The organism is Tolypothrix sp. FACHB-123, assembly GCF_014697075.1.
Classification (GTDB): Bacteria; Cyanobacteriota; Cyanobacteriia; order Cyanobacteriales; family Nostocaceae; genus Aulosira.
The window spans coordinates 228,804-255,209 of sequence record NZ_JACJRE010000004.1; the positions used below are offsets into that span (position 1 = coordinate 228,804).

The window sequence follows — 26,406 nt, forward strand, 5'->3', positions numbered from 1 at the left end:
TATTGGATTTTCAGTAAAGTTATAAAGCTAATTTTATTTCTTGAAAACAAGTCTCAATATTATATTTTGATTTACAATTTCTTTACAAAAATTTGCTTTTATGATTAAAAATATTTGCGCAAAAAGACATGCAAGAGGATTTTACAAACTTAAATTGTAATTATATTCTCAAAAATAAACATAACTTTTAAACTCATTAAATATTAAAAAATATTCACCCCCTGCAAAATTCTTAGGAGGTGAATATATATATGTCTCTTACTTGCATATAGTAAGAGTAGATAATTGATTGATATTTATTTAATAAACTTGCCGCTACCGTTGCAAGTAGTACTGCCTGCACCATCTATCAAAGCAGCCCCACTGGTTCCTACATTGTTGCCTTCACAAAGGAAAGCAATACTGGTTAATTCAGAGTTGGCACCTACGGATTCTAAGTAAACTCTACCACCATAGTTTTTCAGTCCACTGGCAATTGCTGTTGAGTAGCTCGTTGCATAAGCAGCAGTAGCAGTTCCTGTTACTGCTGATGTAAAGTATGAATAGTTGCTAGTTGTGGTTTTAATACCAATCCCTGTGTCATTCACAGTAGATGCAAAAGTGTCATTTTCTGTGTAGTAAGCTTGTTGACCTTTGTTCATAGAACCAACATAGGTCTTAGATTCTGATTGTTTAGCTTTCTTGGCTTGGTTGAGGAATGAAGGTAGAGCGATCGCAGACAGAATACCGATAATAATGATTACTACCAACAGTTCAATAAGTGTAAAACCTTGTTCGTCTTTCTTTTTACCGAGAATGTGCTGAAGGAATTTTGCTTTAAGTTCGGTTTTCATAAGTGTTTTCCCTGCGGTCTGGGTGAGTTGTTTGTTCTAGAAAGAACTTACCCATTTCATTACAGTTTCATATCACTAGTACTAAAAATATTTTTTTAGTTGTATTTTAGACTTTCATAATACTGAAGGTAATCAAACAAGACTTTCCTGATGGGATTGAGGCTGATTAATGTTGCGCATATCTACTTGTAACCTGCGATCGCTCTCAATTCGCTAGTCTTCCCAATTGCGATCGCAGTTTGTTATGCTATATTAAGCGTAGTCGTTATGAGTTTGTATAACTGTTATGACCAACCCGACAGTAGAAAATTTGGTAATTATCGGTTCTGGGCCAGCAGGATACACGGCGGCGATATATGCCGGGCGAGCTAACTTGAAACCTGTGGTATTTGAAGGCTTCCAAGCAGGGGGTTTGCCTGGTGGGCAATTGATGACAACGACGGAAGTTGAAAACTTTCCTGGGTTTCCCCAAGGGATTACCGGGCCGGAATTGATGGATAGGATGAAGGCGCAAGCTGAACGCTGGGGGGCTGAGTTATATACAGAAGATGTAATATCAGTTGATTTGACTCAGCGTCCGTTTACTGTGCGCTCAGAGGAAAGGGAAGTTAAAGCCAACAGTATTATTATTGCCACTGGTGCAACCGCCAAGCGTTTAGGTTTACCCAGCGAACATGAATTTTGGAGTCGAGGAATTTCTGCTTGTGCGATTTGCGATGGTGCGACGCCGATTTTCCACGGTGCGGAACTGGCTGTGATTGGTGCTGGTGACTCGGCGGCGGAAGAGTCAATTTACTTAACCAAGTATGGCTCTAAAGTCAATCTGCTGGTGCGTTCTGATAAAATGCGGGCTTCTAAAGCTATGCAAGACAGGGTTTTGAGCAATCCCAAAATCCAGGTACATTGGAACACAGAAGCCGTAGATATCTTTGGTAACGGCCACATGGACGGGGTGAAAATCCGCAATACCAAAACTGGCGAAGAAAGCAAACTACACGTAAAGGGTTTGTTCTACGCTATTGGTCACACTCCGAATACTTCTTTATTTAAGGGACAACTAGAACTAGATGAAGTCGGATATGTTGCTACTAAGCATGGTTCTGTAGAAACCAGCGTTGAAGGTGTATTTGCGGCTGGTGATGTGCAAGACCATGAGTTTCGCCAAGCAATTACGGCTGCGGGGACTGGTTGTATGTCCGCGATGTTGGCTGAACGCTGGTTATCTTCTAATGGTTTGATTCAAGAATTTCATCAACAACCAGAAACACCAACTAATGAATTAGAACATCAGCCAGCAGCGAAGAAAACCGAAGCTGAACAACAAGCCGAATTTAGTGTAAATACGACACGACATGAAGGTGGTTATGCTTTGCGGAAACTTTTCCATGAAAGCGATCGCTTACTTCTGGTAAAATATGTAGCTCCTGGTTGCGGCCCTTGTCATACCTTGAAACCAATACTCAATAAAGTGGTTGATGAATTTGACGGCAAAATTCACTTTATTGAAATTGATATCGATAAAGACCGCGAGATTGCCGAAAATGCTGGGGTGACAGGTACACCGACGATTCAATTGTTCAAAAATAAGGAACTGATCAAAGAAGTCAAAGGTGTGAAGCAGAAAAGCGAGTATCGCCAATTAGTTGAAAGTAATCTTTGAAGTACTGGGATTTGGGGATGAGGGAGATAAATGCCCAATGCCCCATGCCCATTTTCCTTGATAGAATACATCCATATTGCCGCCACTATAAGCCAAAATTTTTATAGACAGAACTTAGGTACAGGCAAAAATGGATATCAAAAATGGCTTCGTCGGCACTATTGGGAATACACCTTTAATTCGCTTAAACAGCTTTAGTGAAGAAACAGGGTGCGAAATTCTCGCTAAAGCAGAATTCCTCAACCCCGGTGGTTCCGTTAAAGACCGCGCTGCACTTTATATTATTGAAGATGCAGAAAAGAAAGGCTTGCTCAAACCAGGTGGTACAGTAGTTGAAGGTACCGCAGGTAATACTGGTATTGGATTGGCGCATATTTGTAACGCTAAAGGTTACAAATGCCTAATTATTATTCCAAATACACAGTCTCAAGAAAAAATAGACGCATTAACAACTCTAGGTGCAGAAGTTCGCCCGGTTCCTGCTGTACCTTATAAAGACCCTAATAATTACGTCAAACTCTCTGGGAGAATAGCGGCTGAATTAGATAATGCAATTTGGGCGAATCAATTTGATAATTTAGCTAACCGCCAAGCCCATTATGAAACTACAGGGCCAGAAATTTGGGCGCAAACAGATGGTAAGGTTGATGGTTGGGTAGCTGCAACGGGAACTGGCGGTACATTTGCTGGTGTGGCACTTTACTTAAAAGAAAAGAATCCAGCAGTTAAATGCGTTGTGGCAGATCCTTTAGGTAGTGGGCTTTATAGCTATATCAAAACTGGTGAAATCAGCATAGAAGGTAGTTCCATCACTGAAGGTATTGGAAACAGTCGCATTACAGCGAATATGGAAAGCGTACCAGCCGATGATGCGATTCAGATAGATGATAAAGAAGCTTTGCGAGTAGTTTATCAACTGCTGAGAAAAGATGGATTATTAATGGGTGGCTCCACAGGGATTAATGTGGCTGCGGCTGTTGCTTTAGCCAAGCAGTTAGGCCCCGGACATACCATTGTTACCATTTTGTGTGATAGTGGTTCCCGCTATCAGTCACGGATATTCAATCATGAATGGTTAGCGTCTAAAGGGCTTTCTGTGGATTAGTCAATAGTCATTGGTCATTTGTCAGAGACGCGATTAATCGCGTCTGTACAGTTGTTATGTCTTCCCGTTGTCTCTCTCCTCTGCGCCACGTCAGTTGCTACAACGCGGGAAACCCGCGCAACGCACTGACTCCTCTGCGTCTCTGTGGTTGATAAAATATGTCAAACACCACTCAATCATCGGATTTTCCTAGAACAGATCCCAATTCTTCGCCCAAATGCGTGCGCGTTTGCCAAAACCGTGCTTGTAAAAAACAAGGTGCTGTAGATGTTTTAGCGGCCTTTGCTGCTTTACCTGTTGCTGGTGTCATTGTTACAGCTAGCAGTTGTTTAGGACAATGTGGCAATGGCCCTATGGTATTAGTATTACCTGAGATGGTCTGGTATAGCGGCGTTCAACCCAGTGAAGTACCTCTATTGGTAGAACAACATCTATTAGGCGATCAAAGAGTCAAGCAGATGCTTTATTATCGGTTTCATCCCCTGGGATAAAGTGTTTCAAAATATATCAGTCTGCACTCTTTGTTGACCGAAGTGAGGAAGCCAATGAATATTCAGCAGCTACGTCAATCATTAAAAATGAAGTGGCTGGGTTATTACGCACAAAATCGCCCTTGGTTAGTAAAAATGCGAATCTGGGGTACTTATGATAGGGTGCGCCGGCCTTGTTCTGGTTTTATGTTGGCGACTTTATCTGTATTAGAACCGCAGTTTGAACAGATACTTGATTTTTTAACTGAACTCAGCAATAACCCTGATAAAATTATTGCGGCTTTGGGTCTTAACTTCAGTCCTGACGAAGAGTTGGATTTGATAATTCAAGATGATTTTATGGCTGCTGACTCATTCTCAAATGAGCCGTTAACAGAAATTGAGGATCGAGTTCAGCATGTATCTTTGGTAACGGAAAATTTAGAGGATATTTCTAACTCGCCAACAAGAATATTAAATTCTGAGCAGCCGCTTGGCGATATGGCTCCAACCAAGATTAATGTATCATCGTTTACGGGAGCTAATGAAGTAGTTCGCGATCGCCAACCAATAGCATCAGTTCCAGTGGCTACCCCAGTCACTCGGGAATCCTCAGCGACGACGCTTGTTATGGAAAAGCCAGCTACTGAGATTTCTAGGCAAAGCACAACTATTTTACCGTCGGCAATGCCTACTGAGATTCCCCAAAACTACACCAGCTTGAAATCGCTGGCTGTTGCTATCAAAATTCCCAGCAATGATACCCCGTTGAAGATCCAATTGCCTGTTGTTCCTACTAAAACTAACATCTCACCTAGTAGTAATGCCAGCAGTCTAGCTTCTTGGGTGGATGAATTTTGTCAAGGTGTTGATTGGAATCCAGAGGAAGCTATTTTTATTCATTTTTGAATAGTCATTTGTCATTTGTCCTTTGTCATTAGAACAGTTTTTACTGTTGACTATTGACTAAGGACTAATTTTCAGCCATAAGTTCAGTCAGTATAAAACTTTAAACTGAAGGATATTCGTGAGAAACAAAGGGTACTGCTACTACTTCGCCCTCGGTTTCTCCTACTTGGACTTTTAAGCCAACACCGCCAGCTTTGGTGCGAATGTAACCTAGTCCAAAGTGTCCGTCGGCTGTTTGGGTGTAACTGGTAAGTTTACCCACTTTTTCATCCCCAACGGCGATCGCACTGCCAATTTCCGCAAAACCACTCAAGCGAATCCCCCAGAGGTTTTGTTTTACACCTTTATATGTATTCAATCTGGCAATGGTTTCTTGTCCGATATAGCAGCCTTTATTAAAGGATATAGTCTGCCACAAGCCAACTTCTAGGGGATTGTAATCATCTGTGAGTTCTGCCTCTGGGATGGGTCGCCCTTGTAATATTCGTAACGTATCCCAAGCGCGATCGCTCAATTCTACTGCACCTAATTCTAAAATTTGATTCCACAGTTTCTCTTTTTCGGAAGTGGGAAAAATTAGGGTATATCCAGGAGAAGCCAAGCCACTACCAACAGCAATAATTAAGTTACCGTTGACTATTACATGAGTTCCATAGGGTTGACCGATAATTGATTCTGCGCCTAATTTTTTGATAATTCCATGACTTTCGGTGCCGATGAGGCTAAAGGTTGCATTTTCAGCAGTTACATCGGTCAATTGCACTTTATCAGCAAAAAAGATATAGCGGTCTAACCACTGCATGATAAATTCGCGACGGTTAGGCGAAACCAACAATAAAACCGCATCTTCTAAAACGTAGGCAGTAACTAAATCAATGGTGCGGGCTGTTGATGTTACCATTACCGTATCGCAGCCTTGCCCAGGTTTTAAGCTTTGGAAATCGTTAGTACTTTGGTTGTGTAAAAAGCGGATACGGTCATCATCAGAAACACGAATGCGTCCAAAAAAAGAGCGATCGCATACAGCAACACCTTCTGTTACCGCTTGGATAGCTGCTGCGTCTTGAGCGTCAATTGCAGATGTTGGCATGGTAATGAAGAGTTGCTTTTGTTTCAATGGTTTCGCATTGGAATATTACCAAATTATCTTTGATTGGTTCAAGGGGCATGGGGCATGGAAGGGAGATAAGGGAGACAAGGGAGATAAGAGAGACAAGGAGGACAAATGACAAATGACAAATGACTACTGATATTTGTCATCATTGTGGATTCGTTGGGGATAGAGACATCAATGCTGCTATTAACATCTTGCACAAGGGATTAAGTACGGTGGGGCACATCGGATCTTATAAGCTTGGGGAGTTTGATCCTCTAGCTTCGTTGGAGCAATCCTGCGAAGGTAAGATTGGACTTTGAACCAAGAATTCCCGCCCTTGTAGGGCGGTGGAGTGTCAATATACCTAATATACAGTTCCAGAATTTTTATGATGACGAAGGTTGCACCTGCTGTTGTGGTGTTGGGTCAAAATAGTGTAGCAGTAGCACGCAAAATAATCAGTGTTTTACCAGGGGCGACGTTATACGGGTTGGCGGGACGTACTAGTGAGGTAGATGTCAGCTTTAGTAGTTTTGGTGAGACAGTGCGGGAGTTATTCGCCCAGGGAACGCCACTGATTGGGATTTGTGCTGCGGGTATTTTAATTAGAACCCTAGCGCCGATGATTTCTGATAAACGCCAAGAACCGCCAGTAGTCGCTGTAGCTGAAGATGGTAGCGCGGTTGTTCCTCTTTTAGGTGGATTGAGTGGGGTAAACGATTTAGCAAGGCGGATTGCTGAGGTTTTTGAGGTGAAAGCCGCAATTACAACTACCGGCGATATTCGATTTCGCACCGCGCTTTTGTCTCCGCCTGCTGGTTATTATTTGGCTAATCCTGATGATGCGAAAACTTTTATTTCCGATTTGCTAGCTGGAGCGCAGGTAAAGTTGGAAGGAATAGCACCTTGGTTAACTAACAGTCAATTACCCATTGATCCAAATGGAAACTTGACGATTAAAATTAGCGATCGCTTGCTTCAGCCTACACCAAATTGTTTAATCTACCATCCTGCCACAATTGCGATCGCTATTAGTGAAATTTCTGGAACTGAGGATGAGGTACTAGCATCCATACAGCAAGTATTAACAGAGGCGAAACTTGCACCTGCATCGATAGCTGGAGTATTTGCGCCCCTCGCCATCGCCGCCAATCCGGTAATTCATGCTGTTGCTAGCGCTTTAGAAGTGCCTGCACGGTTTTTTACCTCAAATCACTTAGACAGTTTATTATCACAGGGTTATAGCCCCAGCCAAGCGGTAGCTATTGCAGCTACAGGAAAAGATGCAGAGGTAATTAAGACAGAGAAAGGAATAGCGATCGCAATTTCCCCCGAACCCATCAACCCCAACAATATCGGACAATCACGGGGACGATTAGCTGTGATTGGTACAGGGCCGGGTAGTCAAGAGTGGATGTCTCCGGAAGTTAAGGAAATCCTCAAGTCGGCTACTGATTTGGTAGGTTATACAACTTATCTAAATTTAGTGGGTTCCCTGGGTGAAGGTAAGCAACGACATGATTCTGATAATCGCGAAGAAATTCCACGGGCGGAAATGGCGCTAGATTTAGCAGCCCAAGGGCGATATGTGGCTGTGGTATCTTCTGGCGATCCGGGGATTTATGCGATGGCGACAGCAATTTTTGAGGTTTTAGATTGCCAAAATAAACCTGAATGGGACAGCGTAGAAATTCATGTTGCACCGGGAATTTCTGCTATGCAAGCCGCAGCTGCTGCTATTGGCGCACCCTTGGGACATGATTTTTGTACTATTTCCCTTTCAGATATTTTAAAACCTTGGTCAATAATTGAACAGCGAATTGCGGCTGCGGCTGAAGCTGATTTTGCGATCGCTTTCTACAATCCTGTATCGAAAGAGCGTACTTGGCAATTAACGGAAGCGAGAAATATCTTACTGCGTTATAGAACGCCTGACACGCCAGTAGTCTTAGGGCGAAATCTCGGACGAACTGGACAAGCTGTAAAAGTAATTACCCTTGAAGAATTAGCACCGACAGTAGCCGATATGCGAACCATGATTCTTATTGGCTCTAGTAAAACTAAGAAGATTCAGCGCCCTGATGGTAACGTCTCCGTTTACACTCCCCGTCGATACAGTTAAAATCGCAATGTTTCAACAATAATTGGGTGAGTTAGCTCACAAGCACTAGTTACGTTACGGTTTATCTTGATGCAGCAACCAATACAGCTGATGAAATGATGAAATAACTTCAAAACTCACATCGGATTACTCTATGCCTTATGACATTACTATGTGTCCCGGACAAAATTGTCCGTTTAAACAAGGGTGTTACCGTTTTACATCCGAAATCTTTGGTCGCCAAGATTTTTTTGGAACAGCACCTTATAATTTGACGACTAATTATTGTGAGTTTTTTATCAGTAACCGCCCAGATGAGGAGCAAATTCGTTGGCGAGCTTATACAATCTGGCAACAAACAGGCTATCTAGAAGGAAAATCTATAGAATATTGGCTTCAGGCTGAAAAAGAGTTGACAGAGTTAAAAAACTTACGATCCTGATGCATTCCTGATGCATATTAATTTGTACTGTAAGATGAAATCGGCTCATTTAAGTAGTGGAAATTCTTGACCTAGAAACCCAATGAACAAATTCTTACTTCACTTACTTTCAACTCCTGTAGTTATTAGCTCTATCCTGTCTACAGGAATCGTGATTAATCAAGCCCAAGCTATCGAGCCACAACCTGCAAATACAGAAGATCGTCTCACCTGTATCCGTAATAAACATAAAATTGGTTTAGTCTGCGCTAGAGCTTCTGTTTTGGCACAAATTCCTAAATATCAGTCAGAAAGCGAACCTGTATCTACAGATAACGTACCGATGCTAGAGTTTAATGATGCAGAAAGCGATATGGCTATCGATTTATTCGGTTGTGATTGTCCGGCTTGTATCAATTCTTTAAGAAATATGCAGGGTGCAAAGCCATTAGTTTATTAAGAAACATTCAAAATAATTACTCATGAAGTAGATATTATCTCAGGGCACAACATCTGTTGTGCTCTTACTTTTTAATACATATAATTGAAACACAATTTACAATTTATATGAATATTTAAAATCATAAACATAAGTAATAAAAATGATATACAAGCCAGAACCAATAGATACTTCAAAAGCGATTGTCAATAGCGAACATCTCAAATTAACTGAATTACTTGCCAAAAATACACATGAAATTTGGGCACAGCAACGCATAGCAGAAGGATGGAAATTTGGTATACAACGAGATGATATCCGCAAAGAACATCCTGGATTAGTTCCCTATGAAGAATTATCAGAATCAGAAAAACAATACGATCGCAATACAGCCTTAGGAGTTATCAAGGTGCTATTAGCTTTAGGCTATCGCCTTGAAGGTAAAGGAAATTCCTTAGCAGATGAAAAAGAAGAACAACAATTGGCTGTAATGCTACAAAACCTTAAAGATTCTTCAGAATTAAATTTAAGTTCTTTATTGGCAATTGGTAGAGAAACAATTAAAATTAAACCTCATTCCCCAGATATTTATATTGTCTTAGGTGAAACAATCCTCCAACTAGGCGAACCTTTAATGGCTTATGATGTTATTACTGATGGACTAAAACACTGGGAAAATAATATTAGATTAAAGCAACTTTTAGCTTTAGCATTGGCGCGGAGTGGTGCAAGTTTACGAGCTAATTCCCTGCTATTACAACTAGTAGAATCAGGAGCATCAGATCGCGAAACTATCTCTCTTCTTGCTCGAACTCATAAAGACCTTTACCTGCAAGCAACTACCCCAGAAGAAAAACAAAGTCATCTGAAATTAGCCGCCGCAAGATATCAACAAGCTTATCAATTAACTGGCAGTTACTACCCAGGAATTAATGCTGCTACTATGACTCTATTAAAGGGAGAAGAAGTAACAGCAAAAGAAATTGCAACTCAGGTGCAAGAGCAATGTTTACAACAAGCAGAAAAGGATTATTGGTTATTAGCAACATTAGGTGAAGCGTCCCTGATTTTACAAGATTGGTCAGCAGCAGAAGCATGGTATAAAAAAGCAGTAGAAATCGGGAAAGGAAGACTTGGAGATATTAGTTCTACCCGTCGCAATGCTAAACTTCTGCTGGAGTATTTAGAAGGAAATAGCCAGCGCCTTGGAGAATGGTTTCAACTTCCCCGTACGGTTGTTTTTAGCGGACACACAATTGACCGCCCCGAAAGAAAAATTCCCAGATTTCCGCCTGAATTAGAAGCACAAGTTTATCAAGCTATCAAAGAACGGCTGATAAATTATGATGCCAAAATAGGATATGCTTCCGCCGCTTGTGGTGCCGATATTTTATTTTTAGAAGCAATTCTTGAACTCAATGGGGAGATTCATATTGTACTGCCTTATGATAGTGCAGAATTTATACATAATTCCGTTGATATTATTCCTAATAGTGATTGGAAGCAAAGATATGAAAACTTAATAGCAAGGGCGAATGAAGTTATCATTTGCTCCCATCATAATTTAGAAGACAGTAATATTTTGTATGAATATGCCAATCGGGTTGTACATGGTTTAGGCAAAATGCGAGCCGAATTACTCGATACAGAATTAATACATCTTGCTGTTTGGGATGGTCAACCAGGTGATGGATCTGGCGGTACAGCTTGGACAATTGAAACTTGGCAAGCATGGGGTTATGAGGTAGAAATCATCAATCTCAAATTGATGCAAAATACTGCTGTAAAGGATAATATTTTATTACGCGATCGCCAACCACAAATAAATATTAATCAACAATCCAGCAATCAAACAGAATCTAGAGAAGTGATGGCACTTTTGTTTGCTGATGTTGTCAAATACTCAACCTTAACGGAAGAACAAATTCCGCGATATGTAGAATATTTTCTTGGTGCTGTTGCTGAACTTGAAGCTAAATCAAATTATGCATCATTAGTCAAAAATACCTGGGGAGATGCCCTATATTATGTCTTTCCTAGTGTGACTGATGCTGGCAATTTTGCCCTAGATTTATGCGATCTCATTCAACATACTAACTGGTTAGAAAAAGGTCTGCCCGAAAATCTTAATTTACGGATTTCATTGCACGCAGGCCCAGTTTACCAATATGTTAACCCTGTGACTAAAGATACCAGCTATATTGGCACTCATGTTAGCTATGCTGCCAGAATTGAACCGATAACTCCACCAGGTAAAGTTTACGGAAGTCAAGCTTTTGCAGCCCTAGCTTGCAGTCTAGGAGTGCAAGATTTTACCTGCGATTACGTTGGACAAATCCCTTTTGCCAAAGGATATGGCACCTTTCCCACCTATCATGTACGCCGACAAAGAAGTTTTTAGCGATCGCACAACAGCTATCTAGAGAGCAAAGTTATTTTTTTTGCTAATCTATTTAGGTAAAAATAATGACAAAAAACACAACAAAGATTATAGTAGTTTCACTAAGTTGGCACTAAGTGAGATGCAGACTGAGCAAATCACATGACAGACGTTTTTATCTCCTATTCACGCAAAGACAAGGAGTTCGTCTTTATACTCCAAAACGCACTCAAAGCTCACAATCGTCAAACTTGGGTTGACTGGAAAGATATTCCCTTAACTGCTGATTGGTGGGCAGAAATTGAAACAGGGATTGAAGCAACTAACACCTTTGTCTTTGTTATTAGCCCAGATTCAGTTGTCTCTAAAGTCTGCAATCAAGAAATTGAACATGCAATCAAAAACAATAAGCGTCTTGTGCCCATTTTACATAGAGAAGGCTTCGACATAGAGCAAGTTCATCCAGCCCTTTCTCGCCACAACTGGCTGTTCTTTCGGGAACAAGATGATTTCGACAATGTTTTTGCCCACCTAATTAAAGCAATTGATACAAATTTAGAATATGTGCGCGGGCATACGCGCTTGCTGATTCGGGCACTGGAATGGGAGAATAAAGGACGTAATGATAGCTTTTTGGTACGTGGAACTGATTTAGACGCAGCAGAAAAATGGCTTGTCTCTAGTACTACTCAACAACCCCAACCAACAGAACAGCAAAAAAACTATATTCTTAAAAGCCGCGAAGCCGAAACAGCTTATCAAAGATTGATGAAAGCTGGACACCAAGCAAGGCAAATGGTTCGCATTAGCTCTGGGATGCTGATTGTGACGTTACTATTAGCAGCAATAGCTGGAGTCTGGGCAAACAAAACGATTCATGAAGCACAAGAAGGCACAAAGTTAGAGCGCGAGGGAGTAGCAGCTTTACAGCAATTTGAAACTCAATCAATCACAGCCTTACTTACAGCCATGATAGCAGGGCAAGGATTGCAATCAATAGTTAAAGATGGTCGCCCTTTAGAACAATATCCAGCCGCTAGCCCCATATTAGCTTTACAAAGAATTTTAGATGGGATTCAAGAACGGACGCAGCTTACAGGGCATAAAGATCTAATTATCAATACCAGTTTTAGCCCTGATGGCAAGTTTATTGTCACTGCATCCTTTGATAAGACAGCGCGGGTGTGGGACACCACTGGTAAATTGTTAGCCCAACTTAAAGGGCATCAAGGAGAGGTCAACAATGTCAATTTTAGTCCTGATGGTAAGCTGATTGTCACTAGTTCCTCTGACAACACAGCGCGGGTGTGGGACACAACTGGTAAGCTTTTAGCTCAACTCCAGGGGCATCAGGGTTTGGTCAGAAGTGCTAGTTTTAGCCCTGATGGCAAGCTAATTCTTACTGCATCCTTTGACAAAACAGCACGAGTGTGGGACACAACTGGTAAACTGTTAGCCCAACTTAAAGGACATCAGGATAAGCTCAGAAATGCTAGTTTTAGCCCTGATGGCAAGCTGATTCTTACTGCCAGTGAAGACAAAACAGCACGAGTGTGGGACATAACTGGTAAACTGTTAACCCAACTCCAAGGACATCAGAATAAGCTCAAAAATGCTAGTTTTAGCCCTGATGGTAAGCTGATTCTGACCGCTAGTGAGGATAAGACAGCAAGGGTATGGGACACAAATGGTAAACTTTTAGCCCAATTTCAAGGACATCAGGATCAGGTCATCAAAGCTATTTTTAGCCCCGATGGTAAGCTGATTGTTACTGCCAGTGATGACAAAACAGCAAGGGTATGGGACACAAATGGTAAACTTTTAGCCCAACTCAAAGGACATCAGGATAAGCTCAGAAATGTCAATTTTAGTCCTGATAGTAAGTTGATTGTTACTACATCCTTTGACAAGACAGTACGGGTATGGGACATAAGTGGTAAGCTGTTAACCCAACTCAAAGGACATCGGCAGATAGCAATGAATGCCAGTTTTAGCCCTGATAGTAACTTGATTGTCACTGCCTCTATTGACGAGACAGCGCGGTTATGGGACATAAGGAGTAAGCTGTTAGCGCCACTCAAGGGGCATCAGAGTACTGTATACAATGCTAGTTTTAGCCCTAATGGTAAGCTGATTGTCACTGCTAGTAATGACAAGACAGCGCGGGTGTGGGACAAAAATGGTAAACTCTTAGCTCAACTCCAAGGGCATAAAAGTTCTGTATACAATGCTAGTTTTAGTCCTGATAGTAAGTTGATTGTTACTGCCTCCTTTGACAAGACAGCGCGGGTATGGAACACTACAGGTAAGCTGTTAGCCCAACTCCAAGGGCATCAAGGTGGAATCGTCAATGCCAATTTTAGCCCTGATAGCAAACTAATTGTCACTGCCAGTGATGACAACACAGCGCGGGTGTGGGATATCACAGGTAAGCTTTTAACTCAGATTAAAGGGCATAAAGAGCCGATTATGAATGCCAGTTTTAGCCCTGATGGCAAACTTATTGTCACTGCCTCGTGGGATAAGGCAGCGCGAGTATGGGACACAAATGGTAAACTATTAGCCCAACTTAAAGGGCATCTGGATAAAGTTGACAATGCCAGTTTTAGCCCTGATGGCAAACTTATTGTCACTGCTTCGTGGGATAAGACAGCACGAATATGGGACACTACTGGTAAACTGTTAGCCCAACTTAAAGGACATCTGGATAGGGTCAATAATGCCAGTTTTAGCCCTGATGGCAAACTTATTGTCACTGCCAGTAATGATAATACGGCACGGGTATGGAACACTACAGGTAAGCTGTTAGCCCAACTTCAAGGGCATCCAAGTAGAGTAATAAATGCCAGTTTTAGCCAGGATAACAAGCTGATTCTCACTGTTTCTGCTAACACAGTGCAAATGTGGGACAAAACGGGTAAGCTTTTAGCACAATTCAATGGGCATCAACAAGATGTCAACAATGCCAGTTTTAGTCCTGATGGCAAACTTATTGTTACCGCCAGTGATGACAAGACAGCAAGAATTTGGCCTGTAGAAAGCTTAGATACTCTTTTGCAAAGAGGTTGTAACTGGCTGCACGATTACCTTGTTACCCATCCTCAAGACTTGGAAGCACTTTCAGTATGCCAAAATCCATCCATTTTGATGGCAGCTGCACCATTTTTGATTGCGGAAGGTGAGGAACAAGCAAGAAACGGTGCTAGCCAAGAAGCTGTTACTAGCTTTCGTCAAGCTTTGAAGTGGAATCCCAACTTAAAATTTGACCCCGAGGCAAAAGCAAAGTCATTGTTAGAAGCTGCAAATTAAGTTCAGGACTGACGCATAATCTTAATACGATCGCACTTCCTCAATTATTCCTAAAAGCGATCGCTCTATGATTTGGCTGAGTACCTGATTACCTTGTAAGTTGAGGTGAATGTGGTCTTGATACAAGGCTTCCACATTGGGAGTAGCGTTAAATATTGGCAATACATCTATATAAGTAATCTGCTGCGCTTGGGTAAATTCCTTTAACCGTTGACGCGCCTTAATTTCATAATCGCGAGAACCTGGTTCGCCGATTTCTCGCAATAGGGGAGTCATGACTAACAGAAATTGGCTGTTGCTTTGTTGGGTTAGCGCCTGGATTTTACCAATTGCTGCTAAATTTATCCCCACGCGATCGCCTGATTCTTTTTGTCTGGCTTGAAGTTCTGGATGTGGCTTGTCTTTGATTATATAACGCTGCCAAAGTTCTATAATCGCTAGAGGCGGTTTCCGATCTGGGTAATTGCGATCGCGTCCTACTGGTAAGGATGTGGGAGCAGTAGCAAATAAATCATCGGTATTAATTAATAGCACTACCATCTGGGCTTGAAAGCTCCCAAATCTTTGCAGATAAGCTAATTCATTTCTCGGCCCCCAAGAGTTGGCTGATGCATTTAATACTTCGACTTGTTGATATTTACCTTTAGTGGCTGAAGCTAAAGCGCGCGTCAGTAACTGCGAAATTGTATGATCTTGATCTGTCCACCAACCACCATTAGCGATGGAGTCGCCCAAAATTAACACCCGGATGGTAGCAGGTGCAGGTGTTTTGGTAATCGGCTGGCTACGCATAGAATATTCATTAATCTCAATGCGATTGCCAAATCGACGAGTTTTTTGGTTCGGTGCTAACAAATAACCTATTTGGGGATCGCTAATATAAATCAGGGGATTAGCAAAACCAAATAGCGATCGCAGTCCCACCTCAATTGCTATCAGTAACACAATAATTACTGCCAATACTATCAGCGATACTAATTTCATGGGACTGCTCTCCAATTAATTTAGAAAAATTAATCGCCAAAGGATAAAGTATTAAATTATACTATTTTATTTTCAGCCCTGAGACAGATTCTTCAGCTATTTTTCTGTTGTGTGTCTCAATATATTCATGCAATACAAATTCTAAGTTGGTATTTTAAATCACTTTTATTAATAGAGATTTTAGAGATACTTTTTACCAACAACTATTAAGTATCCAAATTAAATTGGCAAAAACTTCTGATGTATAGCGTATAAAATGCTACGTTTAATTGAAAAATGAAAATAAATTTCGTTGCAAAGCTTAAACAAAATAATCATGACATTTTAATACTATCCTTGAACATAAGGACTACAATCAAAACGGACAAATTAGCACTGTAACAAAGGAGGCTTACAAAGCTATGTCCGACTTAAATCGCGGAATCATGAAATTTGACGGGGCAGATTCACCAAAAGTGGTCACTATCTCTACCGTGCTGCTATTGGGTTCGATTGCTGCTCTAATTATTTGGGCATTACAAGCTGCCTATGCGCTAAACTAACAGTTAGCTGCTTAGTATTTGGTTAGTTGGCAGGTCACTTGCCAAAATGGCTTCTGCCTAAGCCAAGTGTACCTTGCCCAACTCTTCAAAGCGCCCTTGAAAGCATCAATAGAATTTCCGCAAGATTTTAGATTTGAGATTTGAGATGCCAGATGCAAAGTGCAAAATAAATCTAAAATCCAAAATCCAAGATGTCTGAACTTTGGGGTGCCTTAACTGTTTTAATTGTCTGCCCCTTGCTGGGTGCGTTACCGCTGATTGCCTGGATTACCTACGCCCTTACAGGGAGGCAATTAGCTAGACTTGGTACGGGAAATATCAGTGTGTCAGCTGCTTTTTACCACGGTGGCAAACTGGTAGGGATTCTTGCCGTATTATCAGAAGCTTTGAAGGGAATTGCAGCAGTTCTCATCGCCCGTGCTTTTTTTGGTGAAGGGTCAACTTGGGAACTAATAGCCCTCATAGCCTTGGTAATTGGCAGATACTCCTTAGGCAAAGGAGCCGGGACAACAAACGTCGTCTGGGGATTTTTGGTACACGATCCACTCGTGGCAGGTTTTACAGGTTTTTTAGCTGCTATTAGCTTTACAGTTTTACAATCAAAAAAAATAGTCAAATTTGGTGTTTTGCTGTTATTTCCTCTATTTGTCTTAATACTGCACGCTGAAGATTTTCCCCGCATTATCGCAGCGGCTAGCTTGGCGGGCTTATTAGCTTGGATTTATACGAAAATTCCTGATGACCTGAAACTCTCGGCGCAAGGTGCGAAACCAGAATCGAAAGCGATGCTAGAATTTTTGGGCGCTGAAACCAAGCTGATGTCTCTCAAGGATGAATTAGATGAGACAAAAGTTGGACACAAAGCAGCGACACTATCCCAACTCAAGCGCTGGGGTTATCCAGTTCCCAAAGGATGGGTACTGGCTCCCGATGATGATCCCACGGGAGTAATTGACTTTTTCCAGCCTTCGGAATTATCACCTTTAGTAGTGCGTTCTTCAGCGATTGGGGAAGACTCAGAACAAGCTTCAGCGGCTGGACAATATGAAACGGTGTTGAACGTTACCAGCGAACAGAAATTAGCAGAAGCGATCGCTCAAGTCAGAGCTTCCTACGATAATGCTATGGCAGTACAATACAGACGCGATCGCGGGTTACCAGACCAAGCAATGGCGGTGCTGATTCAGCAACAAGTCCAAAGTGTTTATTCTGGTGTAGCTTTCAGTCGCGATCCCATCACTCAGCAAGGCGATGCCATTGTCATTGAAGCTTTACCCGGTAGCGCCAGTCAAGTTGTCTCTGGGAGAGTCACCCCGGAACAATATCGGGCTTTTGTAGTGGAGACAGAAAATTTCTCTTCCGTACAATTAGAAGGTACAGGGAGAGTACCACAAGCATTAATTAAACAAGTCGCATTATTAGCTCGACGTTTAGAAAAACGTTACCACGGTATTCCCCAAGATATTGAGTGGAGTTACGATGGTCAAACTTTGTGGGTATTACAAGCCAGACCCATCACTACTTTATTACCCATCTGGACAAGAAAAATCGCCGCCGAAGTTATTCCTGGGGTGATTCATCCCTTAACTTGGTCGGTGAACCGTCCTTTAACTTGTGGGGTCTGGGGGGAAATATTTACATTAGGTTTAGGCGATCGCGTTTTAGGATTAGATTTTGCCGAAACTGCAACTCTGCATTACTCCAGGGCATATTTTAATGCATCGCTCCTAGGGCAGATATTTCTGCGGATGGGTTTACCGCCAGAAAGTTTAGAATTTTTAACCAGAGGCGATAGCTTAAGTAAACCGCCCTTAATTTCCACTTTGCAGAATATACCGGGATTGCTGCGGTTAGTTCGCCGGGAAATGGATTTGGAAAACGACTTTAAGCGCGATTACCGCGAGAAGTTTGTCCCTGTATTATCTCAATTAGCCCACGAATCTATCGAACAACTGGAACCAGCCGATTTATTGGCGCGAGTAGATATGATTTTAGAAGTGCTGCGTCTTGGCACTTACTATAGTATTTTCGCTCCTATCAGTGCGGCGATCAGACAAAAAATTTATCGGGTGAAAGATGGAGAGATTGATAATAGTGTGGCACCAGAGGTAGCCGTATTGCGATCGCTCAGTGCTTTAGCCCAAAATGCCAAACAAGCCTTACCCGAATTTGAGCTAGAGAAAGTCTTTGAGCAGTTGGAAGCAACGCCACAAGGACAGAATATTATTTACGATTTTAACGAACTGCTGCAAGATTACGGCTATTTAAGCGAAGTTGGTACAGATATCTCCGTTAGCACTTGGAAAGAAAACCCCGAATATGTCAAACAGTTGTTTGTGCAATTAATGCAAGGAAGTGAAGCTTCCATAGACGGTGTAGATCCGATTAATCAAGTTTTTTCCGGAAAACGCAAACGGGGAAATGTCCAACGCCGCGTGGATTTAAAAGGTAGAGTTACCGAAGTTTATTCTCGGTTGTTAGCGGAATTACGCTGGAGTTTTGTCGCTTTAGAGCAGATTTGGTTAAAATCTGGCTTACTGAAAGAAGCTGGCGATATATTTTTTCTGGAATTGGAGGAAATTGGTAATTTAGTCGCCGCGACGGATGTGGAATTTAGCAACCAGTTACATAAATTACTAGAAAAAAGGCGATCGCAATTTGCCCAAGATAGCCAAATTACCCAAATCCCTCTTTTAGTTTACGGTCATACACCACCCCATCCCCTAACCCCCTCAGCATTGTACTCCGACCAAGTTTTACAGGGTATACCCGCCAGTCACGGACAAGCTGAGGGGAAAGTGAAGGTGTTACGTAATTTACAAAACCTACCAACCATAGATCGAGAAACTATTTTGGTAGTTCCTTACACAGACTCCGCCTGGGCACCAATCCTGGTAAGGGCTGGCGGGTTAATTGCTGAGGCTGGAGGTAGACTTTCTCACGGTGCGATCGTTGCCCGTGAATACGGTATTCCCGCAATTATGGATGTACGTGGTGCCACCTGGTTACTCCAAGATGGGCAGCGAGTACGGATAGATGGATCTAGGGGTATTGTGGAATTATCCAATGATTTGAGACCTGAATAGATCCGAATGATTACCACTTGCCTGAACGAATTACCAGAACAACCCGTATCTCATAACCCCCAAATCAAGAAAAAAGTCATGCTGCGCTTGGGAGATTTGCCTCATTTGACAAACTTCTCCCAAGCGCGTTTTGCTCCTGGACAAAGCGCCCCCGCCCACGCCCATCAAGATATGTCTGAAGTGTTCTTTGTGGAAGTTGGTGCAGGGACTATCTATGTTGACGGCAAAGAATATGCTTTGGTTCCCGGTCAATGTGTAGCTGTAGAACCAGGAGAAGTCCACGAAGTTGTGAATACAGGTAAAAGTGAACTGATTCTCACCTACTTTGGTTTGCGCGGGAAAAAGTCGGCTAGATAATTTTTACGGTTGTGTAGTCAGCGAATTCACTAGTGGAAGTCTTGACTACACAAGGATTTTAGATCCATACATCATTCCATCAAGAACTTTACTTAGTAATAATTATCAATCCGATAACTAGGGAAAATATATAAACTTTTCTCTATGCTATTAATCTAAATATTTATTTAATAATTACCTATATAAATGATCTATGTAGGGAGTAAACAATGTATAGTTTAAAAATCTTCCAATGATATTGATGACTAACACTTCTGCTTCCAAGAACTGAGTCATAATCAATTTTTTGATTAGTCTTTTTCCCAAGCCTTTCCTATCTGAGATTGGCACTATGCATCAGAGTCAATTTTCGTAATTAATTCCAGAAAATATATGTTTCTGGAATTAATTTATCCTGATGTTTTAAAACCAAATTTACAAACAGACTTAGCATCTAACATTTCTTGTGTGGAAAACCTGGGTATTATGTCTTTGACAAATAATTGGTTGTGCAAAATTAAATATATATTGCGATTGCTACCCTTTGGGAAGCCACTTCGTGTCTATATTCCTGGCAATGACAAGGGTTTAAGCTTTTCCTCGCTTTTACCAAGCCCCTTCGGGACGGGAACTCTTAACAGGGAACTTTTAACAGGGAATAGGGAGAAGAATTAGCCCCAAATATTAGGTCTAAAGCGCCTAAATTTATTTATGAAAAGAGATAAAAATATTTGAAACGAGATGGTGTAAGCCACGATGTTTCAACACATCCTTGTCCAAATCCCCCTTCGGACTTCGGCGTCAGCGTTCCACTGAGCGCTGACGCTCACGAAACGCCTAATTTTAATTATGGGGATTTCCCTGTTAAGAGTTTCCTCTTAATCTCTTTAACTCTTTCAAGTTCATTCTAGTTAATTTATTGTAACACTCCTCATTAGAGGAAGGATAAGGAGGTATTAGTGGATTTTTTGTCCCTGTTCGTGAAGGACTTCATTGCCCAATTGCAGTCCCCAACACTCGCCTTTCTAATTGGTGGAATGATTATTGCTGCCCTCGGTAGCGAATTGGTCATTCCCGAATCGATTTGTACGATCATCGTCTTCATGTTGCTCATGAAAATTGGTCTGACCGGTGGAACTGCGATCCGTAATTCCAGCCTGACAGAGATGGTGTTACCCATGATCTTTGCTGTCATAACAGGGATTGTGATTGTATTCATCGCCCGCTATACATTAGCCAAGCTACCAAAGGTCAAAGTCGTCGATGCGATCGCCACTGGGGGTTTGTTTGGAGCCGTGAGTGGTTCTACCATGGCTGCTGGACTAACGGTACTGGACCAAGCAAAAATGTCATACGAGCCATGGGCTGGCGCACTCTATCCCTTCATGGATATCCCAGCGCTCGTAACTGCAATTGTTGTGGCTAACATTTACCTCAACAAGAAGAAGCGTAAAGAAGCAGCCTACTCCACTGAGCAGCCTGTTGCGGCTGGTGATTATCCCGATCAAAAAGATTATCCCAGCACCCGCCAGGAGTATCTCAGCCAGCAGAAGAATGCTGAGGATAATCGGGTCAAGATATGGCCGATCATCGAGGAAAGCCTCCGGGGTCCTGCCCTATCAGCAATGTTGTTAGGTCTGGCTCTTGGCATATTCACCCAGCCGGAAAGTGTCTATAAAAGCTTCTACGATCCCCTCTTCCGTGGCTTGCTTTCGATCTTGATGCTGGTTATGGGTATGGAAGCTTGGTCAAGGATTGGCGAACTGCGTAAGGTAGCCCAGTGGTACGTTGTCTATAGTGTGGTGGCACCGTTTATCCATGGGTTAATAGCCTTCGGTCTAGGCATGATTGCCCACTACACCATGAACTTCAGCATGGGCGGTGTTGTGATCCTAGCGGTAATTGCCTCCTCTAGTTCAGACATCTCAGGTCCTCCTACGCTGCGAGCTGGTATCCCGTCAGCTAATCCATCTGCCTATATAGGCGCGTCCACAGCCGTTGGTACGCCAATTGCGATCGGCTTGTGTATACCGTTCTTCCTCGGACTTGCCCAGGCGCTCGGCGGCTAATTCCAGACGGGTTGCGGTCTGTCGGCGCTCCCTTGACCCGGTAGACCAAGTAGATCAATATACATGTATGTAAGGAGGTAAGCAACATGTCCAAGCGTGCCAACAAGCTCGTCATAGTCACGGAAAAGGTGCTGCTGAAAAAGGTCGCCCAGATAATTGATGAATGCGGGGCAACTGGTTATACAGTGGTGGATACTGGCGGTAAAGGCAGTCGCAACGTGCGCTCTACGGGTAAACCCAACGTTTCCGACACCGATTCCAATGTAAAGTTCGAGGTACTCACCGAAACACGGGAGATGGCAGAGAAGATTGCGGATCAAGTCGCAATTAAGTTTTTCACCGATTATGCGGGAATTATCTATATCTGTGAAGCGGAGGTATTGTACGGCAGGACTTTCTGTGGACCAGACGGCTGTTGAATCGAAATGACACGCCACGAAAGGAATAAGCGAGTAATTAGTACAAGTTCCTCTGGGTCAGACGGCTGTTGCATCAAGACGACGCAGACCCCAAAAGCCGAGGTCATGACCTCGGCTTTTGAGTGAGTGTGTTTCGTGTCCGCAGGACGTTGACCCTAGCGCAGAAGTCCTTCCCCCCGCAGTTTTATAACTTTCTCAAACCCTTAACATTCATTGCTTTAAACTCATGATTTTGTCCAACATTCTGCCTCCTTTCAATGGGGGAATAGCCGCTCTCATGGCTCCGATACCATTCCTGGCGACCGTTGTTGCTGACGATTCACCCATTATTCTGTCTGGCGTATTGCTGACGCTGGTGGTGATTTATCTGGCTAGTAAGTTCGGCGCAGAGGTCGCTAGGCGCTTGGATTTTCCGCCCGTCTTGGGGGAACTTGTCGCCGGTGTGATTGTCGGCGTTTCGGCGTTGCACCTGGTGATCTTTCCCGAAGGGGGGCTGTCTGCCTCTGACTCGGTGATTATGAAAGCGCTGCAAGGATTGAATCAATTGGCACCGGATGCGCTGACCCGAATCTTTGAGTCGCAAAGTGAAGTGATTTCGGTTCTAGCTGAAATCGGCGTGATTATTCTGTTGTTTGAAATTGGACTGGAATCCGATCTAAGGCAACTGAAGGAAGTGGGAATTCAAGCCACGGTTGTTGCCTGTGTGGGAGTTGCAGCACCGTTTGCGGCGGGCACAGCAGGGTTGATGTTGCTGTTTCATGTGGCGGCGATTCCGGCAATTTTTGCGGGGGCAGCGTTGACTGCAACGAGTATCGGTATTACCTCTAAAGTGTTGTCAGAGTTAGGTCAACTCAAATCAAAAGAAGGGCAAATCATTGTTGGCGCGGCGGTAATTGATGATGTCCTCGGCATTATTGTCTTGGCGGTGGTTGCAAGTTTAGCCAAAACCGGTGAGATTGATGTTGCCAATGTCATTTACTTGATTGTCAGTGCTACGGCATTCTTGATTGGATCAATTTTGTTGGGGGGTATCTTTAACAAAAGTTTTGTGGCGATCGTAGAGCAGCTTAAAACCCGTGGAAATATTGTGATTCCAGCATTTATCTTCGCCTTCTTTATGGCATTTTTAGGCAATGCTATTCATCTCGAAGCGATTTTAGGTGCCTTTGCGGCGGGTTTGGTGCTTGATGAAACCGATGCCCGAAATGAGTTAGATGAATTGATTAAACCAATCGCCGATTTACTGGTACCAATCTTCTTTGTGACGGTGGGAGCGCGTGCCGACCTTGGTGTTTTGAACCCTGCGGTACCGGAAAATCGGGCAGGACTATTGATTGCTGTCTTTTTGATGGTGGTGGCGATTATTGGCAAGCTGATCACAGGTTGGGCAGTGTTTGGACAACCCGGCATTAATCGAGTGGCGATCGGGGTTGGGATGATTCCTAGAGGAGAGGTGGGTCTAGTGTTTGCTGGCATCGGCTCTGCTAGCGGCATTTTGGATAAGCCGTTGGAGGTGTCGATTATTATCATGGTAATTTTGACAACTTTCCTAGCTCCACCTTTTTTACGGGTTGCCTTTGGTTCATCCACGAATCCCATCCCAGAATCTACCACGGCTGTAGAAACAGCAACTAAGTAACGGTTTTACGAAATTAGGAATAGTTAATAGTATTTCCCTCTTAGCCCGCAAGCGCGGGCTTTTTTTGGCGCTGATAGGAGCATTAACTTAGTTGACAATTAGACAAATCTTTTTTTCTTGGCAGCCCAATAAGTTAACCTACCCAGACTAGCGTACAGTTAAAAATATCCAAATAATTTAATCATGATGATTTAATTTTTCAGAACTGGAAGTCCCCTGGCAATTATTCTCGGCAGTCTGTTGTTGATACTCCTGATGATTGCGCGATCGCAGATGCCAGCTTCCATTCTCCAGCCAATTTCTATTTACAGCTGATCCTGGCTGTGAAATAGGTCGCTTCTCGTTAGTTTACTCTACTGTTCATTTACCACAATATATGGCAATCACCAACCAAATCCGGTTTAACAACCTCCGGGGTGATATCTTCGGCGGTATCACGGCTGCTGTTGTCTCATTACCTCTTGCCCTTGCCTTCGGCGTTGCTTCTGGGGTTGGTCCCCTCGGTGGACTCTATGGAGCAGTTTGTGTCGGTTTTTTTGCCGCCCTGTTTGGCGGTACTCCAACGCTGATTTCAGAGCCGACAGGTCCTATGACTGTGGTGATGACGGCGATCGTGGCTGGGCTTACTGCCAGCAACCCTGACAATGGTCTAGCAATGGCCTTCACTGTTGTCATGCTAGCAGGATTATTCCAAATTGTGTTTGGAATTTTCAAATTGGGCAAGTACGTTACTATGATGCCCTACAGCGTGATTTCGGGCTTTATGTCTGGGATTGGGGTGATTCTGATCATCCTGCAAATTGCGCCGTTTCTGGGGCAGGCTGCTCCCAAAGGCGGCGTGCTGGGCACCTTCCTCTCCATTCCGCAGTTGATTGCCAATGTCAATCCGCCAGAAGCAATTTTGGGGGCGTTGACACTAGCAATCATCTTCTTTATGCCCAAGCAGATCAAAAAGCTAGTGCCGCCGCAGTTGATTGCTTTAATCGTAGGCACAGTGATTTCTCTGACAGTGTTTGGCAATGCCGACATTCGCCGGATTGGAGAAATTCCCGTGGGACTACCGCCCCTGCAACTGCCGACCTTCAGCGCAGGTCAATTGACGGTGATGTTGGTGGATGGGGTGATGCTGGGGATGCTGGGCTGTATTGATACCCTACTGACAGCGGTGGTTGCTGATAGCTTGACGCGGACAGAGCATAATTCTAATAAAGAGTTGATTGGTCAAGGGATTGGCAATATTGTTTCGGGGCTATGCGGTGGTTTGCCCGGTGCCGGAGCAACGATGGGGACGGTGGTGAATATTCAAACTGGGGCAACATCGGCGGTGTCTGGCTTAACGCGGGCGCTGGTGCTCCTGGTGGTGGTGTTGGGAGCAGCTAAATTGACCCAACCGATTCCGATGGCGGTTCTGGCAGGGATTGCGCTCAAGGTGGGGATTGATATCCTCGACTGGAGTTTCTTGAAGCGATCGCACAAAATTTCCGCCAAGGGTTCCCTGATTATGTACGGGGTGCTTTTGTTAACGGTGTTTGTGGACTTGATCGTGGCGGTGGGGATTGGTGTTTTTATTGCTAATATTCTCACCATCAACCAATTGAGTGAAATGCAATCCTCAGAAGTGAAGCTGATTTCTGACTTCGATGATGACGATCAAAATCTCAGCGATGAACAAAAGCAGCTTTTGGATAAGGGAAAAGGACGGGTCTTGCTGTTTTGTCTAAGCGGCCCAATGATTTTTGGCTTGTCTAAGGCGATTGCCCGTGAACATAATGCAATGAAGGAAGCAGATGCCTTAGTCGTGGATTTAACCGAGGTACCTTCTCTAGGGGTGACGGCTTCGCTGGCAATCGAAAACGTGATCCGCGATGCTCACGATAAAGGGCTAGAGGTTTATGTGGTGGGAGCCAGTGAGAAAATTCAGCGCCGCTTGGAGAAGTTAGGGCTATTCGATCTGATTCACCCAGAACATGTAATGCGCGATCGCACCTCTGCTCTGCAACAAGCAGTCCATCTAGTCTATCAAAACACAATGGGAGGGTGAGAACTAGGGTGTTGACTCTGTAACGTTTAGCCCGTAAGACTTCATGCAAAAAATGTGTCACCTGCTTTTATCGTAAAATGGCTGTTCCAGAAGCTTTTCCATAAATCAAAAATGACACAAATAATTTTTCGCGAAATCCCCTAAAAACACACAAAATCAACACCCTAGGTGAGAACCCCTGAGATTTATCGTAAATAAAAGGGTTTAAGGCCCCTACGTCTATACGTAGTATCATTTTCAGTCGGGGTTTAAATCCCCGACTGAAAATGTCTTTAATTTTGAATTGTTAACCAATTACCTCAATTCCTGCACTAGTAAACTGTGTTGTGACGCACTTTAGCACATTACAATAATTTTCGATACTTAGGACTAAAGTCCATAAAACACCCTACAAAATCTAGAGAATAAAGCCTCAATATTTCTGACTTTTCACGGGATGTGGAAAAGGAAATTGGTTCGCGATAGGTGGTCGCGAACCAATCCTCTGGACTTAAGATAATTTGCGTCCTCTAATATAAGGTGCTTGTAGTATCGTATTTTGGGGTGCAAATGAAACTATTAGAAGCA

General features: G+C 43.0%; 19 protein-coding genes and 1 pseudogene. 17 read left to right on the forward strand and 3 right to left on the reverse strand.

Annotated features, from left to right (window positions below):
* Positions 1 to 296: 296 nt before the first annotated feature.
* The gene (locus H6G41_RS04780) at positions 297 to 833 is read right to left on the reverse strand and encodes a type IV pilin-like G/H family protein (RefSeq protein WP_190744049.1); all 537 of its coding nucleotides are present in this window, start codon (positions 831 to 833) and stop codon (positions 297 to 299) included.
* Positions 834 to 1,119: 286 nt separating this feature from the next.
* Here H6G41_RS04780 and trxB point away from each other — a divergent pair, with 286 nt between their 5' ends.
* From trxB to H6G41_RS04800, 4 genes are all read left to right on the forward strand, one after another.
* Positions 1,120 to 2,493, forward strand: coding sequence for a thioredoxin-disulfide reductase (gene trxB, locus H6G41_RS04785; RefSeq protein WP_190744051.1), 1,374 nt, complete (start codon positions 1,120 to 1,122; stop codon positions 2,491 to 2,493).
* Between the two features lie 130 nt (positions 2,494 to 2,623).
* Positions 2,624 to 3,598 (forward strand): cysteine synthase A, encoded by a 975-nt coding sequence (locus H6G41_RS04790; RefSeq protein ID WP_190744053.1) that lies wholly within the window; start codon positions 2,624 to 2,626, stop codon positions 3,596 to 3,598.
* Positions 3,599 to 3,756: 158 nt separating this feature from the next.
* Positions 3,757 to 4,089 carry a ferredoxin gene (locus H6G41_RS04795; RefSeq protein WP_190744056.1) on the forward strand — a complete coding sequence of 111 codons (333 nt, stop codon included), beginning with the start codon at positions 3,757 to 3,759 and terminating at the stop codon, positions 4,087 to 4,089.
* A 54-nt stretch (positions 4,090 to 4,143) separates the two neighbouring features.
* A complete protein-coding gene (locus H6G41_RS04800; RefSeq protein WP_190744058.1) occupies positions 4,144 to 4,977 on the forward strand; it encodes a DUF5331 domain-containing protein in 834 nt (277 codons plus the stop codon).
* 100 nt (positions 4,978 to 5,077) lie between these two features.
* On the opposite strand, the gene H6G41_RS04805 is transcribed toward H6G41_RS04800, so the two are convergent.
* A complete protein-coding gene (locus H6G41_RS04805; RefSeq protein WP_190744060.1) occupies positions 5,078 to 6,067 on the reverse strand; it encodes a folate-binding protein YgfZ in 990 nt (329 codons plus the stop codon).
* Positions 6,068 to 6,222: 155 nt separating this feature from the next.
* On the opposite strand from H6G41_RS04805, the pseudogene H6G41_RS04810 reads away from it, so the two are divergent.
* From H6G41_RS04810 to H6G41_RS04835, 6 genes and pseudogenes are all read left to right on the forward strand, one after another.
* Positions 6,223 to 6,393: pseudogene (locus tag H6G41_RS04810) on the forward strand (zinc ribbon domain-containing protein); the annotation flags it as partial.
* A 68-nt stretch (positions 6,394 to 6,461) separates the two neighbouring features.
* A complete protein-coding gene (gene cobJ, locus H6G41_RS04815; protein WP_190744062.1) occupies positions 6,462 to 8,195 on the forward strand; it encodes a precorrin-3B C(17)-methyltransferase in 1,734 nt (577 codons plus the stop codon).
* Positions 8,196 to 8,328: 133 nt separating this feature from the next.
* Positions 8,329 to 8,616, forward strand: coding sequence for a DUF2934 domain-containing protein (locus tag H6G41_RS04820; RefSeq protein ID WP_190744064.1), 288 nt, complete (start codon positions 8,329 to 8,331; stop codon positions 8,614 to 8,616).
* 82 nt (positions 8,617 to 8,698) lie between these two features.
* Positions 8,699 to 9,055 carry a hypothetical protein gene (locus tag H6G41_RS04825; RefSeq protein WP_190744066.1) on the forward strand — a complete coding sequence of 119 codons (357 nt, stop codon included), beginning with the start codon at positions 8,699 to 8,701 and terminating at the stop codon, positions 9,053 to 9,055.
* A gap of 142 nt (positions 9,056 to 9,197) precedes the next feature.
* Positions 9,198 to 11,435: a TRAFs-binding domain-containing protein gene (locus H6G41_RS04830; RefSeq protein ID WP_190744068.1), complete on the forward strand. Its 2,238-nt coding sequence runs from the start codon at positions 9,198 to 9,200 to the stop codon at positions 11,433 to 11,435.
* A 141-nt stretch (positions 11,436 to 11,576) separates the two neighbouring features.
* On the forward strand, positions 11,577 to 14,723 hold the full coding sequence (locus tag H6G41_RS04835) for a TIR domain-containing protein (protein WP_190744070.1): 3,147 nt from the start codon (positions 11,577 to 11,579) through the stop codon (positions 14,721 to 14,723).
* A gap of 21 nt (positions 14,724 to 14,744) precedes the next feature.
* On the opposite strand, the gene H6G41_RS04840 is transcribed toward H6G41_RS04835, so the two are convergent.
* On the reverse strand, positions 14,745 to 15,707 hold the full coding sequence (locus H6G41_RS04840) for an SGNH/GDSL hydrolase family protein (RefSeq protein ID WP_190744072.1): 963 nt from the start codon (positions 15,705 to 15,707) through the stop codon (positions 14,745 to 14,747).
* A gap of 401 nt (positions 15,708 to 16,108) precedes the next feature.
* Between H6G41_RS04840 and H6G41_RS04845 the strand changes: the two genes are divergently transcribed.
* From H6G41_RS04845 to H6G41_RS04875, 7 genes are all read left to right on the forward strand, one after another.
* Positions 16,109 to 16,249 (forward strand): hypothetical protein, encoded by a 141-nt coding sequence (locus H6G41_RS04845; RefSeq protein WP_190744074.1) that lies wholly within the window; start codon positions 16,109 to 16,111, stop codon positions 16,247 to 16,249.
* A 191-nt stretch (positions 16,250 to 16,440) separates the two neighbouring features.
* On the forward strand, positions 16,441 to 19,335 hold the full coding sequence (locus tag H6G41_RS04850) for a glycerol-3-phosphate acyltransferase (protein ID WP_190744077.1): 2,895 nt from the start codon (positions 16,441 to 16,443) through the stop codon (positions 19,333 to 19,335).
* Positions 19,336 to 19,341: 6 nt separating this feature from the next.
* The gene (locus tag H6G41_RS04855) at positions 19,342 to 19,692 is read left to right on the forward strand and encodes a cupin domain-containing protein (protein ID WP_190744079.1); all 351 of its coding nucleotides are present in this window, start codon (positions 19,342 to 19,344) and stop codon (positions 19,690 to 19,692) included.
* 938 nt (positions 19,693 to 20,630) lie between these two features.
* Positions 20,631 to 21,740, forward strand: a complete 1,110-nt coding sequence (locus H6G41_RS04860) for a sodium-dependent bicarbonate transport family permease (RefSeq protein WP_190744081.1) — start codon at positions 20,631 to 20,633, stop codon at positions 21,738 to 21,740.
* 86 nt (positions 21,741 to 21,826) lie between these two features.
* Positions 21,827 to 22,159 carry a P-II family nitrogen regulator gene (locus tag H6G41_RS04865; RefSeq protein WP_190744083.1) on the forward strand — a complete coding sequence of 111 codons (333 nt, stop codon included), beginning with the start codon at positions 21,827 to 21,829 and terminating at the stop codon, positions 22,157 to 22,159.
* A 277-nt stretch (positions 22,160 to 22,436) separates the two neighbouring features.
* A complete protein-coding gene (locus tag H6G41_RS04870; protein ID WP_374939409.1) occupies positions 22,437 to 23,798 on the forward strand; it encodes a cation:proton antiporter in 1,362 nt (453 codons plus the stop codon).
* A 376-nt stretch (positions 23,799 to 24,174) separates the two neighbouring features.
* On the forward strand, positions 24,175 to 25,839 hold the full coding sequence (locus H6G41_RS04875; RefSeq protein WP_190744087.1) for a SulP family inorganic anion transporter: 1,665 nt from the start codon (positions 24,175 to 24,177) through the stop codon (positions 25,837 to 25,839).
* Positions 25,840 to 26,406 lie beyond the last annotated feature (567 nt).